General features: G+C 63.1%; 14 protein-coding genes. 9 read left to right on the forward strand and 5 right to left on the reverse strand.

From position 1 onward, the window contains the following. Positions 1-26 precede the first annotated feature (26 nt). On the reverse strand, positions 27-650 hold the full coding sequence (locus tag IVA88_RS19710; protein ID WP_247498867.1) for a LysR family transcriptional regulator: 624 nt from the start codon (positions 648-650) through the stop codon (positions 27-29). 127 nt (positions 651-777) lie between these two features. Between IVA88_RS19710 and IVA88_RS19715 the strand changes: the two genes are divergently transcribed. Together IVA88_RS19715 and IVA88_RS19720 are read left to right on the forward strand one after the other, a co-directional pair. Further along, positions 778-1,170 carry a RidA family protein gene (locus tag IVA88_RS19715; RefSeq protein ID WP_247498868.1) on the forward strand — a complete coding sequence of 131 codons (393 nt, stop codon included), beginning with the start codon at positions 778-780 and terminating at the stop codon, positions 1,168-1,170. A gap of 39 nt (positions 1,171-1,209) precedes the next feature. Then, positions 1,210-1,914, forward strand: a complete 705-nt coding sequence (locus IVA88_RS19720; protein ID WP_247498869.1) for an L-2-amino-thiazoline-4-carboxylic acid hydrolase — start codon at positions 1,210-1,212, stop codon at positions 1,912-1,914. Between the two features lie 326 nt (positions 1,915-2,240). Here the strand turns inward: IVA88_RS19720 and IVA88_RS19725 are convergent, their stop codons facing one another. From IVA88_RS19725 to IVA88_RS19740, 4 genes are all read right to left on the reverse strand, one after another. Next, on the reverse strand, positions 2,241-3,269 hold the full coding sequence (locus IVA88_RS19725; protein ID WP_247498870.1) for an ABC transporter permease: 1,029 nt from the start codon (positions 3,267-3,269) through the stop codon (positions 2,241-2,243). Between the two features lie 12 nt (positions 3,270-3,281). After that, positions 3,282-4,784 (reverse strand): sugar ABC transporter ATP-binding protein, encoded by a 1,503-nt coding sequence (locus IVA88_RS19730; protein WP_247498871.1) that lies wholly within the window; start codon positions 4,782-4,784, stop codon positions 3,282-3,284. Positions 4,785-4,790: 6 nt separating this feature from the next. Continuing rightward, positions 4,791-5,813, reverse strand: coding sequence for a sugar ABC transporter substrate-binding protein (locus IVA88_RS19735; RefSeq protein WP_247498872.1), 1,023 nt, complete (start codon positions 5,811-5,813; stop codon positions 4,791-4,793). A 142-nt stretch (positions 5,814-5,955) separates the two neighbouring features. Then, positions 5,956-6,360 (reverse strand): globin, encoded by a 405-nt coding sequence (locus IVA88_RS19740; protein ID WP_247498873.1) that lies wholly within the window; start codon positions 6,358-6,360, stop codon positions 5,956-5,958. 479 nt (positions 6,361-6,839) lie between these two features. Here IVA88_RS19740 and IVA88_RS19745 point away from each other — a divergent pair, with 479 nt between their 5' ends. The 7 genes from IVA88_RS19745 (at position 6,840) to IVA88_RS19775 (ending at position 14,106) form a co-directional block, all read left to right on the forward strand. Then, positions 6,840-7,214, forward strand: a complete 375-nt coding sequence (locus IVA88_RS19745; RefSeq protein ID WP_247498874.1) for a DUF2946 family protein — start codon at positions 6,840-6,842, stop codon at positions 7,212-7,214. An 82-nt stretch (positions 7,215-7,296) separates the two neighbouring features. After that, positions 7,297-9,714, forward strand: coding sequence for a TonB-dependent receptor (locus IVA88_RS19750; RefSeq protein WP_247500354.1), 2,418 nt, complete (start codon positions 7,297-7,299; stop codon positions 9,712-9,714). A 26-nt stretch (positions 9,715-9,740) separates the two neighbouring features. Continuing rightward, complete coding sequence (locus tag IVA88_RS19755; protein WP_247498875.1) at positions 9,741-10,952, forward strand: sialidase family protein; 1,212 nt, start codon at positions 9,741-9,743, stop codon at positions 10,950-10,952. Beyond that, the gene (locus tag IVA88_RS19760) at positions 10,949-11,446 is read left to right on the forward strand and encodes a TlpA disulfide reductase family protein (RefSeq protein ID WP_247498876.1); all 498 of its coding nucleotides are present in this window, start codon (positions 10,949-10,951) and stop codon (positions 11,444-11,446) included. Before IVA88_RS19755 ends, IVA88_RS19760 begins: the two co-directional genes overlap by 4 nt. Before the next feature lie 28 nt (positions 11,447-11,474). Beyond that, a complete protein-coding gene (locus IVA88_RS19765; RefSeq protein WP_247498877.1) occupies positions 11,475-11,993 on the forward strand; it encodes a copper chaperone PCu(A)C in 519 nt (172 codons plus the stop codon). Between the two features lie 32 nt (positions 11,994-12,025). Further along, positions 12,026-12,544: a YcnI family protein gene (locus tag IVA88_RS19770; protein ID WP_247498878.1), complete on the forward strand. Its 519-nt coding sequence runs from the start codon at positions 12,026-12,028 to the stop codon at positions 12,542-12,544. Further along, entirely contained in the window at positions 12,544-14,106 is a 1,563-nt protein-coding gene (locus tag IVA88_RS19775) for a CopD family protein (protein WP_247498879.1), read from the forward strand. Before IVA88_RS19770 ends, IVA88_RS19775 begins: the two co-directional genes overlap by 1 nt. Positions 14,107-14,211 lie beyond the last annotated feature (105 nt).

The following is a 14,211-nucleotide window of genomic DNA, read 5'->3' on the forward strand; positions in this document are numbered from 1 at the left end:
GCAAGGATATCGATTGCCCGTCGAGACTATCGTCTGATGCCGACCAGACGCTGCCGGCGGTTTGCGCGCGGGTTCTCGTCGGGCAGGCCGCGAAGCGATTCGCGAAAACTGACGATTTCGGGGCAATCCGCGGTGCCTTCAGGCGCGATCAGCCAATCGCCGAGGCCCGATCCCGCATCGATCCTGTCGCAACGATAGCCCGGGTGGTGGCCGAGGCCGCGGGCGATCAGCAGGTCGATCTTGCCCTCGACCAGTTCGTGCAGGCCGGCCGGATGCAGCACCCGCAAGCCGATCTCCGCATGCGTGCTACGAAACGCTGCGAGATCGAGGCGGCGGAGGTCGAAGCTGCCATGAACGCCCAACTGCAGCAGTACGGCACCTGCCGGTCTCAATCGTGAGGTCGCCTCCGCGATGTGGCGAAAGCCTTCGGAGACCCCGGGCAGGTAGGCCTGACCGGCTACGGTGAGGATGAGCTGCTTATGCAAGCGCTCGAACAGCTGCACGCCGAGGCGCGCCTCCAGCGATTTCACCTGCTGGCCCACGGCGGCGGGCGTCACGTGCAGCTCGTGCGCGGCGAGCTTGAAGCTGAGATGCCGGGCGGCGGCCTCGAAGGCGCGGAGCGCGTTGAGTGGGGGAAGGGCGTAGGTCATGCATTCCATTTTGACACTGATGGGCCGCGATCTTGCAATAGATTTTCTTGCGTTGAGCCGCAGGAATGATGCTTTGCGCCGCGGTTAGGCCGCCGGATAGGGTCAGCCCGCAATCCGGAGAAACCCCATGCCCCCAGCTCACATCGTCAGCCACAATCCCGGAACGGTCCATGCTCCCGCCGGCGGCTACTGCCTGGGACTCGAATTGACGCAGCACCGCCGCCTTTTGTTTATCAGTGGCCAGGTGCCTGAGAGACCCGACGGCACCGTGCCCGAGGGTTTCGAGGCGCAATGCGAGCAGGCCTGGCGCAACGTCATCGAGGTGCTGGCAGCCGCCGGCCTTGGCGTCGAGCATCTGGTCAAGGTCACCACGTTCCTGACCGACCGAAATCAAGTCGTGACCAACCGTACCATTCGTCGCGCGATGCTCGGGGACCACCGGCCCGCGCTGACGGTCGTGATCGTCGAGACCGTCGACAGCAAATGGCTGCTGGAGATCGAGGCGATCGCCGCGGAATGAAACGGACTTCGCGAATGAGCCAACCATATTGGGTGTCCAATGGCTGAAAACATGCATCCCTTCTACGAGACGCACCGGAGCACTATGGAAGCGGCCATGCGTCAGCGGCTCGACCTTGCCGATGCGATGTTGCGCGAGCGCGCGCATCTCACCGGGATCGGCGGGATCAGGCAGGAGGTCATGGACGAATTCGAGATCGTGCTCACACAGATGCCCTATGTCGGCGGCGCGGCTAGTCGCATGAGCGATTTCTTCATGCGTCTTATGGGCTTCATGGCCATCAGCCGGGTATTGCGGCGGCACGGCGTGCCGCTGCCTGTGATCGGCGAGATCGAGCGAGAAACCTACCAGGCGCAATTGCTGACCGCGCCTGAAGCGGAGCGTCTCGCCTCCGGGCGTCAATTCATGTCGCCGGAGAACCAGGCTTTGCTGCGCGAGCAGGCGGCCACGAGCATGACTGACAGCCATCAGAAGGAGTTTCCGGAAGATTTCGCCTACGATTTCGTCGAGCCTGATACGGACGACAATTTCGAGTTCGGGATCAACTACAAGGCCTGCGGCTTCTGCAAACTCGCTGCGCGCCATGGCGACAAGGACATTCTGCCGAACATCTGCGGGCTCGATTTCGTCGCCTACGCAGCGCGAGGCATCCGGCTTGAAAGGACGCAGACGTTAGCGGGCGGCGCGAGCCACTGTAATTTCCGGTTCTCGCGGCTCGCGCTGGAAGAGAAGGTGGAGAGTTAAGCCGCCTGCTCATGCTCGGCGATACCGGCGGCCTGGATTTGCCGCCGCTATCACAGCGTCATTGCGAGCGTAGCGAAGCAATCCAGAATCTTTCCGTGGCGGCAGTCTGGATTGCTTCGCTGCGCTCGCAATGACGGAGCTTGGGGTAACGTCTTGAGCCCACCGACGCCAAGCGCCATCGAGACATCCTGCTCCTGTTTTGCCCGACGAGTCAAACCGCCGGCGCGGTCGTGCTCACGCAATCGCGGATTTTCTAAGCGGCTGAACTTCCTCACAGTTTCTACTGTGCATGGGGTTGTTTTCGCGCTTTCTGTTTTGAGGGCTGTCTACTCCGCCGCTTTTTCCCTTAAGCGCTGCGCGTAGACATTGATGACCAGCGCTGCCAGCAGGATGAGGCCGCGGATCAGGATCTTCAGGAAGCTGTCGATGTTGACGTGGTCGAGGCCGTTGTTGAGCACGCCGAGCACAAACAGGCCGACGATGGTGTTGCCGATGCCGCCGCGGCCGCCGAACAGGCTGGTGCCGCCGACCACGACGGCGGCGATTGAGTCGAGCAAATAGGTATCGAACTCGTTCTGCTGCGCGCTGCCGAAATGGGCGACGCCGAGCATGCCGCCGATACCCGAGCACACCGCCGAGATCACCATCACCGCGCCGAGGATGAGCTTGACATTGAGACCGGAATATTCCGCCGCCTCGCGGTTGCCGCCGACCATGTAGACGTAGCGGCCAAAGCGCGTGTAGGTCAGCACCAGATGGCCGCCGAGCAGCATGATGGCGGCGACGATGACGATCCAGGGAATGCCGCCGATCGAGCCGGAACCAAGCGTGGTAATCACGCCGGGCACCTTGTAGGCGATCTGGCCGCGCACCAGCAGCGCCGAGATGCCGGCGGCGATCTGCATCATCGCCAGCGTCATGATGAAGGAGGGGATGCCGATCACGGTCAGCCCCAGCGCATTGACCAGACCGAGCAACGCGCAGAGCAGGATGGCCAACAGGATCGCCGCGGCGCCCGGGAGGGGAATGTTGGGAATGTTGACGTAGGAGTCCTGGAGCGTGAAGTAGGCAACCGCGATGCCGGTGACGTTGGCGATGCTGGCGATCGAGAGGTCGATCTCGGCGCAGAGGATCACGAAGGTGAGGCCGACGGCGATGATTCCCGTTACCGACACCTGCGTCAGGATGTTGCCGAGATTGTCCAGTGTCGCGAAGGAGGGGCTGGCGAGGGCGAAGAAGCCGGACAGGAAGATCAGGGTGAGGAACGGCGCGATGTTGCGCATCTGCGAGCGCAGGAACGGTGCTAACCCCCGAACCCGTTGCCCCACCGCCGGTGCCGTCTCACTGCTCGCCATTGTGCTTCTCCGTCACGCCGCTTCCAGCAGGCGGTCCTTGCTGACCGGCTCGTTGGTGAATTCCCGCACCAAGGCGCCGCGCTTGAGCACGAGGATGCGGTCGGCCAGCGACAGCACCGTTTCGGGCTCGGTCGACAGCACGATGATCGCGAGCCCTTTGGCGCGGAGGTCGCGGACGATGTTGATGACGTCGTTCTTGGCGCCGACATCCATGCCGCGGGTCGGCTCGCACAGCACCAGCAGTTTGGGCGGATAAGTCAGCCATTTCGCCAGCGCGACTTTCTGCTGGTTGCCGCCGGAGAGCATGCCGAGATCGAGGCCGACCACAGGCGGCCTGATCTGGAGCTGCTCGACCTGGCGCTTCGCGATATCGCGCTCCTGCGCCGGCTTGAGCAGCAGCGCCGAAATGCGATCGAGAATGCTGATCGAGATGTTCTTGTAGACCGGCTCCTGGTGGAACAGCATCGCGCGCCGGCTCTCGGGCACCAGCGCCACGCCGGCGCGCCGCGCCGCCGCCGTGCTGGCAAAGGTCTTGGGCTTGCCCTCGACCGCGAGCGTGCCGCCGTCCGGCTTCAGCTTGCCGAACAGGATGCGTGAGAGCTCCTGCTGGCCGCAGCCCATGAAACCGTAGATGCCGAGCACTTCGCCGGCACGGGCCTCGAAGGAGATATCCTTCAGACTGCGGGCCAGCGACAGCTGATCGACCTTCAGGACTACCGAGCTGTCGCTCGGACGCGGCAGCATCAGATCGTCGCTATAGCTGTGCTCGAGGGCTTCGCCGCCGCGGCCGATCATGGCCTCGATCAGCGCGCCCTTGCTGGTCGATGCGCTTGCCGTCTCCGCGACCTTCCGCCCGTTGCGGAACACGGTCACCGTGTCGGACACGCGCAAGATGTCCTCGATGAAATGCGAGATGAAGACGATTGCGGTGCCTTCCTCGCGCAAGCGCTGCAGCGTCGCGAACAACCGCTCCACCTCGGGCGGGGAGAGGGCGGAAGTCGGCTCGTCCAGGATGACGATGCGTGCGCCGGAGAACAGCACGCGGGCGATCTCGATCAGCTGCTGGAGTCCGATCGGGAGGTCGCCGAGCCGCGACATCGGGTCGACGTCGATGCCGAAGCGGGCGAGCTGCTCGCCGGCCTCGCGCGCCATCCGCCGCCATTGCACGAGGCCGAGCCGGTGGGTCGGCTGGTTGCCCAGAAACACGTTCTCGGCGACCGTGAGGTCGGGCGCGACAGAAAGCTCCTGGTGCACCATGGCGATGCCGGCTGTGTGCGCATCGCGGGCCGAGCGGAAATGCGTCTGCTGTCCGTCGATCAGGAAGCGGCCGGAGAATTCGGTGTGCACGCCGGCGATGATTTTCATCAGCGTGCTTTTTCCCGCGCCGTTCTCGCCGACGAGACCATGGATCTCGCCGGGTGAGAGCGCGAAGTCGACACCACGAAGCGCCTCGACGCCGCCGAAGCTCTTCGTGATGCCCTGCAGTTCCAGGATGGGCGAACGATCCTCTCGCATGGAGGCTCAGATCAGGAAATGATCCTGCATCCACTGCATCCCGGCGGCGTTGGCCTTGGTCACGACCGGACCGTCGGTGACGACGTTCTTGGGAATGCCCTGTCCGCTCTTTTCGCCGCCGACCACGGCGGAAACGCCCGCGATGATGGCGCCGCCATGAATGCGGCAGGATGGATTGCGCACGGTCGCGAACATGCGGCCTTCGCTGACCGCCTGGATCGCCGGCGGCATCGCATCCACGCCGCCGATCAGGATGTTGGTGCGGCCCCGCGCCTTCATGATGTTGGCGGCGGCGAGCGCCATGTCGTCATTGTGGAAGAACGCCGCGTCGATTTGCGGGTACTTGGTCAGGTAGGTTTCCCAGAGGCGTGCGGTCTTGGAGACGTCCCAATCCGCCGGCTGGGCGTCGAGCACCTCGATACCAGGGAATTGCTTGATGACATTGTTGAAGCCCTTCGCCCGTCCTTGCGCGCCGGTGTGGCCGAGCGCGCCTTGCGTCATGATGATCTTGCCCTTGCCGCCCATGGCGTTGCACAGCGCCTGGGTCACGGAGGCGCCCATGAACTCGTTGTCGGGGGCGAGGAAGGAGTGGACGTTGATCTGGTCGAGCGGCGCAATCAGAGTGTCCATGTCGATCACGGGCGTGCCGGCGTCGATCATCTTCTGCACGGGCTGGGTGAGGGTGCCGATGCCAAAAGCCTGGATCGCGACGAAATCCCATTTCTGCGAGGCCATGTTGTCGATCGCCGCGCGCTGCTTCACGGCATCGAGCTGGCCGTCGAACCAGGTGACCTCGACGTTGAACAGCTTGCCCCAGAATTCCGCGGCCTGCTTGCCCTGCGCGCACCAGGTGGCCTGGAGGCCTGCATTGGAGAACGCCGCCTTCAGCGGCTTCTCGCTTCGTCCGACTTCGGCTGCAAGGGCGGGGTTTATGCCCATGCTGCCGAGGATGGCGGTCGCGGCGCCAGCGGTCGCAGCCGCCTGAAGAAGATCGCGCCTCGTCGTCGAGAAATCTTTCGTCCCGGACATCGCTCGCTCCCATACAATTTTATCTTCGGCCGCGTCATTGATTGCGCGTCCGATGTCCGAAAGTGTCTCACAAGAGTTGGTGGCACTCAATCTGCAATCGACGGTGGGATCGCCGCAAGCCGCGTTGGTGCGGCGCAAAGCGTCAGGCCGGGACGCCCGCGAAGGCGTCGATCTCGATGAGCAGTCGGTCCCAGGCCTGCGCGATATCCGGCGACCATTCATCGCCGAGGAGATCGCGCAGCGTATCCCTGATGACGGCGAAGAAGGCGATGAACAGCTCGCGCGGCGTGCCGTAGCCATCGTGCGAGGCGACCTCGCACGCGATCAGCCGGAATTGCCCACGACGATCGCCGGCGAAGTCGAGGATCGCCTCGCTCGTGAGTGCAAGCATCGATCCCATCACGAGCTCGCTGCCTTGCGTGCGGAACATCGCCCGCGTTTCGGGATGCTGTTCGAACAGCCGTTGATAGACGAGTGGCGTGAGATCGGCGCAGCACGAGGCTGCAAGTTCAAAGCTCTTTTCGATCGGATTAGAGGAGGCATTCATCGGCGCTATGGCCATGCAGACAAAAAAAAGAGCGGGGCCCTAGCCCCGCTCGAAAATTGTGTCGACCCTATTATCCCCGATTCTAAGATTTGATCTTGATTGGCGGGGCGACGCTGCTTTTTGCGCGCCAGGGGCTCCTCCCGAGACTTGGACCACCAGGCTTCGACCTCACGGCCCGCCTGAGCAAGAGGGATGCTAGATCAACTTTTCTCACTTGTCATCATTTTCAGCAACGAATGTTCAAAATTCGAGCAAAGGACGAAATGATCGGGCTTCCGACCTTGTAACCACATGACAAACATAAGAAATCTGTGGACGGGGCGGGTTGGGCGACTGCCTCGAATGCCGGAGGTTCCTCTGCGCGGGCGGCCGGACCGCGGTTTCGAGACATTTGCATTGGACCAAGAAGCCGGCGGAACCGGCCTCGACTCGGCCTCCGCACGGGTGTTTAGTGAGCAGACGAACGAATGGTTCGGCGGATGCGCGCACGGCTGCAAAAATTCCTACCCTTGGTCCTGCTCGCCCTGGTGATGCAGGTGCTGGCGCCGATTGCCGCCTGTCTGGCGGCCGGCCAGGCCGTGGCCGATCCACTTTCTGCCGCCGTCATCTGCCACAGCGCGAGCGAGCAGGGCGGCCTCAACGATCCAGCGGGTACACCGGTCACACATGCCGGTGCCTGCGCCCTCTGTTGCCTGGCGCAGGCCAATACGTCGCTTGATTCACCACCGCAGCCCGCGCTTTCCGTTCCCTTCCGCCGCGCCGAGCGCGTGGTGTGGCACGCGGTGGAGGCATCCGCCGGCGCGGTCCACAAAGGCACAAACGCCCAGGCGCGCGCGCCGCCTCAACTTTCCTGACGACCCAGTGTCGCCGCGGTTCGTCCGCCGGCGACTGATGCTGTCGAACAGCCGGGAAAGAAAGCCGGCGTCAGGAATGCCCATGTTACGTTGTCATGCCCGCGGTGGCGTGAGCGTCGTTGCCATTCAGGCCGCGCTGCTTGCGTCGTCGAGCGGAGTTTCCGCCCAAAGCAGCAGCACTGTGCTGCCGCCGGTGACCGTCGATGCGCCAGCGGCGGCCCGTCCCAAACCAGCAGTAACCCGGCCATCGCGACTTCGCTCCGCTTCGGCGGGCCGCGCAACGAGGCCTGTTGTTGCGCCGAATGCGAACGTCAACGCACCGACCCAGAGCAGGACAGTGACTGCCGGTGCAGCCCGAGATGGACTCAATCAGTCGCCGGCGGGACAGACCGCGACGACCATCGATCGCAGCCAGTTCGATAATCGTCCGTCGTTTTCGGTCAGCGACGTCCTCCGGGACAGCCCGGGCATTTCGATCAAGCAGGGGAACGGACCTCGCGATTTCGGCATCTCGATCCGCGGATCGAACGCCCGGAACGGCTTTGGCATCCGCAATCTCGTGATCTTCGAGGACGGCTTCCCCGTGACGCAGCCGGATGGCCTGTCGCGGAGCGACCTGATTGATCCTCATGCCTATGGCGCGATCGACGTGATCCGCGGCCCCTCGTCGGCGCTCTATGGAAACTACGCGACCGGCGGCGCGCTCAATTTCCGAACACGGCCGGGCGGCACGATCGACGGCGTCGAGTATGGCGTCGACGGCGGCAGCTACGGCTATCTCAACAACTACCTGGCCGCCGGCAAGAAGGTCGGGAATTTCGAGGGCTCGCTGTTTGCAAGCGACACGCGGGGCGACGGCTACATCGGCAATAGCTGGTTCAATACGCAGACCGTCAATTTCCTCGGCACGCTCAAGGCGACACCGGACGATCGCTTCACGGTCAAGATCATCAACAACGATCTCAGCGCGCGGTTGCCTATCCGGCAGTCGCTGAACCAGTACTATCAAAATCCCTTCCAGCAAGGCTGCGCGACCGGCGCCGCAGCCGCACCCGGCTGCGGTACTGTTACGCTGTTCAACAATGGCTTCAACACAACTACCGGAACCGATAAGGAGACGGCCGTGCAGGCCGGGCTCGGCCGCAACGACCGGCGGACCATCGTCGGTGGTCGATGGGAGCACGATTTCGACAATACGACGACGTGGCGAAACCAGTTCGTCTTTGACGACAGGAACATCAGCCAGCCGACCGGCACGACCAGCGCGATCGGAGATTTCCCCTCGTACAATTACATGAGCGACGTAACCAAGCGGGGCGAGATTCTCGGCCTGGAGTCGACCACGTTCTTCGGTGCCTTCTACAGCACCCTGACGGCCTCGAGCGATACGCGGAATGTGATGCCGGGAGGAAACGCTACGCTCGGAAGGATCACGAACAACCTCTACAGCGAAACGTCCAACTACGGTGTGCGCGCGCGGGAAGAACTGAGGCTTTCACCATCGCTGCTCGCCGTTGCCGGTATCGGCTGGGAGCAGACTGTCCTGAAGGGAATAAACACGGCCTACAGTTACACTGGTCCGACGGGAGTCCTGGATCCTCTGAAGGTTACCGCCGCGGACAGGCAATTCCAAAACACGGCGCCCGAACTCGCCTTGCTGTATACGGTCAACAGCGAATGGCTGCTCAGGGCCCGGGCTGCCACGGGGTACGGCACACCGCAGGTCTCGAATCTCTTCGTCGTTCAGACGGGATTGTCCGGCAACAACACCCAGCTGCAGACCCAAAAAAATCTTGGCTACGACCTCGGTTTCGACTGGACGCCGAACAGCACGCTCAAGGTCAGCGCGACCGGCTTCTACGAGTTTTTCCGCGACGAGCTGGTATCGCAGGCAACCCCTGCCGGTTCACCCAACACGAGCTATACGTTCAACGCACCGCGATCCGAGCATCGGGGCATCGAACTCGCTGCCGACTGGAAGTTCTATCCGGGCTGGCGGTTCATGGCAGCGTATACCTATCTCGATGAGGTCTACACCGAGTATGTCGAGAACATCACCAATGGCGCGGTGTTCAGCTTCAACCGGGCCGGCAACAAGATCCCCGGCATCTCGCCCAACGAGCTGACGGCGCGGATCGGTTACGACGAAATCGCCGGTCCGCTGGCGGGTCTGGGAGGCTTCGTGGAGGTCCAGTGGAAGGACTCTTTCTACATGGACAATGCAAATCTGCTGAAGTCACCGGGCTATGAACTGGTCAATGTGAACGTCCACTACTACAACACCGACTTGGTGTCGGACACCTTCAGATCCCTGAACCTGTTCCTCGAAGTCAGGAATGTCTTCGACCGCACGTACGTTGCGTCTGCAAACAACATTGCCAACACAGTGACCGCGGCTGGCCTTCAAAATCCTGCGAGCGTGCTCGTAAACACGACGGGATCGATCTATGCGGGCTCGCCGCGGACGTTCGTTGCGGGTATGAAGGTGGCATTCAAATGATCCGGGCTCTCGAAGGGAGTGCGGCCATGATCCGAAATGGCTTGCTCGGGATACTCGCTCTCGCCTTCTTGCAAGGCGCGGCACTTGGACAGATGCACGGTCAGCATGCGTCCGAGGCAGCTTGTGACGAACCGACGCTGCGTTGTGCGACCAAGGTGACGCCTGCATTCGGTCCGGATGGAACGCTGTGGCTCATCTGGATGGCGGGAGGGCAGGTCTCTGTTGCGAGTTCGCAGGATGCGGGACACAGTTTCTCGCCCCCCGTCCAGGTCACGACGAAGCGGTTGAATCTTGATTGGGGGCCGGATGCCCGGCCGAAGATCGTGGTCGATCGCAAAGGGGGCATCGCGCTGGCGTTCTCGATTTTCAGGGATGAGGCCTTCAACGGCCAGGTGCTCTACACGCGCTCGGCCGATGGCGGGAAGAGCTTTGCGGAGCTGAAGCCCATCACCGCAAACAATGAGAGCCAGCGTTTCGAGGCGTTGGCGCTCGATCAGGATGGAACGGTGTTTGCGGCCTGGCTCGACAAGCGCAATCGTGTTCCTGCGAAGGAGGCAGGCCGAAAATATGAGGGGGCAGGATTGTTCTTCGCCTCGTCGCGCGATGGCGGCGCCACCTACGCGGAGGCGGGTCTCGCGCGTGATAACACCTGCGAATGTTGCCGATTGGGGTTGACGTTCGCAGCGCCGGGGCGACCAGCCGTGATCTTCAGAAACATCTTCGATGGCGGGGTGCGCGATCACGCAATCATGACGTTCACCGACGTCTCGACACCAGGCGAAATCCGTCACGTCAGCAACGATGACTGGCAGATCGATGCCTGCCCGCACCACGGCCCCAGCCTCACGGTTGCGCCGAACGGGATCTATCACGTCGCCTGGTACACAAATGGGAAGACGCGGAAGGGATTGTTTTACGCGCACTCGCGCGACGAAGGCCGCACGTTCTCTGCGCCCATGGCGCTGGGGAGGCCGGATCGGAGTCCGACGCGCCCGTTCGTGCTTGCGGGCCCGGCGGGAACGGCATTGGTCTGGAAAGAGTTCGATGGCGAGAAGACCTCGGTGCAAATGACGATCTCACGGGACGATGGCGAGACGTGGTCGGCGCCGAAAACGATATCGAGCACCACCGACACTTCCGACCACCCCTGGCTCGTTTCCAACGGCCGGCAGACCTACCTGTCATGGATGACGAAGGCAGATGGCTATCGGCTCACAGCGATCGAGGACCAACCATGAAACGTCGACTTGTCGGCCTACTGGGACTGGGTATCCTGATCGCATCGGCTTCCGCGCTAGGGGCAGCACCGGCTTTGAAACTGTTCGAGCGCGGCACGTGGCAAAGCGTGCTCAGGGGGCATGCGGGTCGCCCGACGCTCGTGCATTTCTGGGGCGTAACCTGCGGTCCCTGCAAGGTCGAGCTGCCGTTGCTCGGGCAATTTGCGAAGGATCATCCCGGGATCGACGTCGTCACGATCAGCGCGGATCTCGTGCCGAACCTGCCGGCAGCCACGCAATCGATGCTCGACAAGGCGGGGCTGTCGTCGACCGAAAACTTCATCTTCAACGACGGCTTTGTCGAGCGTTTGCGGTTCGAGATCGACCCCGGCTGGCAGGGCGACATTCCCCGGACAGTGCTGATCTCCCGGGACGGGACCATCTCCACGATCGAAGGCTCGGCCGAGATGGCAGACCTCGAAAAATGGTCGGCGGAACAGCTCTCCACACACTGAAATTCAATCTGCAAACGGGAAGACCGATATGAAGACCATGTTGAAATATGTGCTGTTCGCGGCGCTCGCTCTCGCGCTCTGCGCCGCACCCGCGGCGGCCGACGACGTCAAGGCCGGCGATCTCGTCATCTCGCAGGCGTGGAGCCGGGCGACACCGGGCGGCGCCAAGGTGGCCGGCGGTTATCTGACCATCGAGAACAAGGGCACAGTGGCCGACAAGCTGGTCGGCGTTTCCGCCGATATCGCGGGGAAGGCCGAGGTCCATGAGATGGCGACGGAGAACGGCGTGATGAAGATGCGCCTGCTCGACAAGGGCCTCGTGATCGATCCCGGCAAGACGGTGAAGTTCGCGCCCGGCGGCTACCACCTGATGCTCCAGGAGCTGAAGGGCCCCTTCAAGCAGGGCGACAAGGTGCCGGTGACGCTGCAGTTCGAGAAGGCCGGCAAGGTCGCCGTGTCCCTCGACGTACAGGGTGTCGGCGCGCAAGCGCCCGGCGATAGGGGGCACACGAAGAAAATGCCTGATCATTCGGGAATGAAGATGTAACGAACAGGATCTGGACCTTTAGGAGACCACACATGTCGAAGCGAACCTGGGGCATTCTTCTGGGGGTACTTGCAGCAACGCCGGCGACTGCGCACGTCTTCCTCGAAGGCAAGCAGGCGAATGTGGGGGGATCGTATAAAGCCGTCTTTGCCGTCCCGCACGGTTGCGCGGGCTCGCCCACCGTGAAAATCCGCGTGCAGATCCCGGAAGGGGTGATCGCGGTGAAGCCGATGCCGAAAGCGGGCTGGACCATCGATGTCGTCGAAGGCAAATATGCCGGCGAATACGACTACCACGGCAACAAGCTGTCCTCCGGCGTCAAGGAGGTGACTTGGTCCGGCGGCAAGCTGCCGGACAAGAACTATGACGAGTTCGTCATGCATACAGCCCTCACCGAAGCCCTCAAGCCGAACACGATTCTGTACTTCCCCGTCGTCCAGGAATGCGAGACCGGCGTCAGCCGCTGGATCGAAATCTCGGCTGAGGGGGCGGGGCATTCGCATGAGGGAAAATCGCCGGCACCTGGCGTGAAACTCCTGCCAAAACCCTGATGCGCCTGCTCGCCGCGTTCGCGACGTTGCTCCTGTTTGTCGGCTGCGCGACCGGCGCGTCGGCGCACGCCGCGCTCGTCGCGGTCGAACCGGCGAGCGGCAGCATGCTCGCGAGCGCGCCGAAGGCGGTGGAGTTGCGCTTCAACGAGGCGGTGACGCCCGGCGCGATCCAGTTGATCGACGGCGCGGGCAGGGCGCGGGATGATGTGCGCGTCAGCGCATCGGGAGGGACGATCTCGGTTGCCATGCCGGCGGACCTGCCGCAGGGCACGGCGGTCGTCAGCTATCGCGTGATCTCGCAGGACGGCCATCCCGTCGCGGGATCGGTGGTCTTCTCCGTCGGCATGCCGACGGGGACGCAACCTCCCGCAAACGCGGATGATCGATTGAACGGGCTGATCTGGCTGGCGCGGGTCGGTCTCTATTTCGGCCTGTTCGTCGGGGTCGGCGGCGTGTTTTTCGCGCGCTGGGTTGCGCAGTCGACGGCCGGCACGACCATTCCGCGTGTAGCGCTCGCTCTCGGCCTTGCGAGCGCCATTGCGACCCTCGGTCTGTTGGGCCTCGATCTCCTCGGCCTGCCTCCAGCGGAGCTCGTGACCATTGCCCCCTGGAAGGTGGCGTTTACGACAAGCGCAGGTCCCGCATTGCTTGCCGCCATCACGGCGATGATATTCGCGCTGATAGCGTTGCGCGGCGGATGGTACGCGCGCACGCTCGCGCTTATCGCGTTTGTCGGCGCCGGCTTGTCGCTGGCCATGACCGGCCATGCGGCAACGGCGCCGCCCGAGGTGCTGACGCGGCCGGCGATCTTCCTGCATGGCCTCGCCGTTGCCTTCTGGATTGGCGCGCTCGCCCCACTTGCTACACTTGTATCGAAGTCGTCAGCCGCGACATTGCCTATCGTGATCCGGTTCTCCCGCATCGCCGTGCCGGTCGTTGGCGTTCTCGCATTGACCGGCCTCGCGCTCGCCATCGTCCAGCTTGAAAGGCCATCTGCCTTGGTCGAGTCCCGCTACGGACTGATCCTCTCGATCAAGCTCACGCTGGTCCTCGTGCTGCTGGCGCTTGCCGCGCTAAACCGCTTTCGCCTGACCCCGGCGCTCGCGGGGAATCGCAAAGCCGCGCCGGCCCTGAAGCGCTCGATTGTGTTCGAATGCGCCATCGCGCTCGGCATCCTCGCGGTTGTGGCCGGGTGGCGCTTCACGCCGCCGCCGCGGACGATCGTTCCGGAGACGCCGTTGGCGATCCACATCCATACCGACAGGGCGATGTTCCAGGTCCTGGTCTCACCGGGTAAGGCGGGTGTCGACGATTTCGTGCTGCAGCTCATGACCGGCGAGGGGGCGGTTCTCGAGGCGAAGGAGGTCACGTTGACGCTGAGTCTGCCCGAACGCGGCATCGAGCCGTTCGAGCGGAACGCAACGCGCGGCCCGGACAGCTACTGGCATGTGCACAAAGTCGAGCTGCCCTTTGCCGGCCGCTGGCATGTGCGGATCGACGCGCTGGTGACCGATTTCGAGAAGATCACGCTGGAGGACGAGCTTGAGGTGGGGGCGCCCTGAACCCTGCTCTTTGGCACTTCACGCCGAACCTGAAGTCGACGGAAAATGACAGGAATTCCGCTGCCTTAGCGGGTTTTCCTCATTCCCGGTCTTGTGTTTTGGCTC

Source organism: Bradyrhizobium sp. 149 (genome assembly GCF_023073915.1).
Classification (GTDB): Bacteria; Pseudomonadota; Alphaproteobacteria; order Rhizobiales; family Xanthobacteraceae; genus Bradyrhizobium.

Bases quoted from the DNA above. Each gene is read 5' to 3' on its own strand.
- IVA88_RS19710 (WP_247498867.1), bottom strand. From the start codon at position 650: ATGACCTACGCCCTTCCCCCACTCAACGCGCTCCGCGCCTTCGAGGCC.
- IVA88_RS19715 (WP_247498868.1), top strand. From the start codon at position 778: ATGCCCCCAGCTCACATCGTCAGCCACAATCCCGGAACGGTCCATGCT.
- IVA88_RS19720 (WP_247498869.1), top strand. From the start codon at position 1,210: ATGGCTGAAAACATGCATCCCTTCTACGAGACGCACCGGAGCACTATG.
- IVA88_RS19725 (WP_247498870.1), bottom strand. From the start codon at position 3,269: ATGGCGAGCAGTGAGACGGCACCGGCGGTGGGGCAACGGGTTCGGGGG.
- IVA88_RS19730 (WP_247498871.1), bottom strand. From the start codon at position 4,784: ATGCGAGAGGATCGTTCGCCCATCCTGGAACTGCAGGGCATCACGAAG.
- IVA88_RS19735 (WP_247498872.1), bottom strand. From the start codon at position 5,813: ATGTCCGGGACGAAAGATTTCTCGACGACGAGGCGCGATCTTCTTCAG.
- IVA88_RS19740 (WP_247498873.1), bottom strand. From the start codon at position 6,360: ATGAATGCCTCCTCTAATCCGATCGAAAAGAGCTTTGAACTTGCAGCC.
- IVA88_RS19745 (WP_247498874.1), top strand. From the start codon at position 6,840: ATGCGCGCACGGCTGCAAAAATTCCTACCCTTGGTCCTGCTCGCCCTG.
- IVA88_RS19750 (WP_247500354.1), top strand. From the start codon at position 7,297: ATGTTACGTTGTCATGCCCGCGGTGGCGTGAGCGTCGTTGCCATTCAG.
- IVA88_RS19755 (WP_247498875.1), top strand. From the start codon at position 9,741: ATGATCCGAAATGGCTTGCTCGGGATACTCGCTCTCGCCTTCTTGCAA.
- IVA88_RS19760 (WP_247498876.1), top strand. From the start codon at position 10,949: ATGAAACGTCGACTTGTCGGCCTACTGGGACTGGGTATCCTGATCGCA.
- IVA88_RS19765 (WP_247498877.1), top strand. From the start codon at position 11,475: ATGAAGACCATGTTGAAATATGTGCTGTTCGCGGCGCTCGCTCTCGCG.
- IVA88_RS19770 (WP_247498878.1), top strand. From the start codon at position 12,026: ATGTCGAAGCGAACCTGGGGCATTCTTCTGGGGGTACTTGCAGCAACG.
- IVA88_RS19775 (WP_247498879.1), top strand. From the start codon at position 12,544: ATGCGCCTGCTCGCCGCGTTCGCGACGTTGCTCCTGTTTGTCGGCTGC.